General features: G+C 28.8%; 1 protein-coding gene and 1 pseudogene. Both read left to right on the forward strand.

Annotated elements, in window-relative coordinates; all coding sequences use genetic code 11:
- Positions 1-567: hypothetical protein (locus tag MBFIL_RS10810; protein ID WP_211261716.1), on the forward strand; the 567-nt coding region annotated here is incomplete at its 5' end.
- A 94-nt stretch (positions 568-661) separates the two neighbouring features.
- A pseudogene (locus MBFIL_RS04760) lies at positions 662-906 on the forward strand (hypothetical protein); the annotation flags it as partial.

Consider the following 906-nt stretch of genomic DNA (forward strand, 5'->3'; position numbering starts at 1 on the left):
TCATCAGATTTCACTCGTAATAGTCCATTAAATTTCGTGAATTTAATATTAATACTCATCAATAATCAAGGATTATCAAATACTATGGAATTAGTTAAATTTTTCAAACAAATAGGAAAAATAGAAGTTACAAAAGAAGCATTTTCACAAGCAAGGCTCAAAATCAAACCTTTAGTCTTTAAAAAACTAAAGATACATCATTTAAGTACCTTTTACGAAAATCAAACACATAAAAAATTCAAAGGACACTTGTTATTAGCTGCTGATGGAAGCAAATTAGAATTACCTTTCCACAAAGCACTACTAAAAATATTTGGAGGACAGAAAAATAAATTCCAAGAAATAAAATCATGCGAAGCAAAATCTAACATGATATATGACTCTCTAAACAAATTCATCCTGGATTTTGAACTAGACATTCACAGAACAAGCGAAAAAACATTACTTCAAAAAAATCTAAAGAACCTATTCCAATATAAATGGCTAAAAAAGATGAAAAAAATATTCATATTTGACAGAGGCTACAGATCAATAGAACTTTACCATTATCTATTGGCTGTGCAATAATTATTTTTTGATTCTTTTTAGTTATGCTTAGTTTTAAATATTATGGGGTGTAATATAGTATTAATGTTTTTTAGTTTTTGTTGAGTTGGTGTTTATGGTTTTGCATGAAGATAGTATTGGTCAGGTGTTTTTACTTCCTTTAAATTTGAGGGACTTTATTCCAGATAATCATATTTGTTTTTTTATTGAGGAATTGGTTAGTCGGTATGATTTTGGTGATTTGCATTCTAAATATGCTGATACTCCAGGTAAGAAAGCTTATTCTAGGAGAATGCTTGCTAGAAATATTCTTATGGGTCAGATTGATGGTATAAGGTCTGGTCGTAAACTTGAAAAGGC

This window comes from Methanobrevibacter filiformis, assembly GCF_001639265.1.
Classification (GTDB): domain Archaea; phylum Methanobacteriota; class Methanobacteria; order Methanobacteriales; family Methanobacteriaceae; genus Methanacia; species Methanacia filiformis.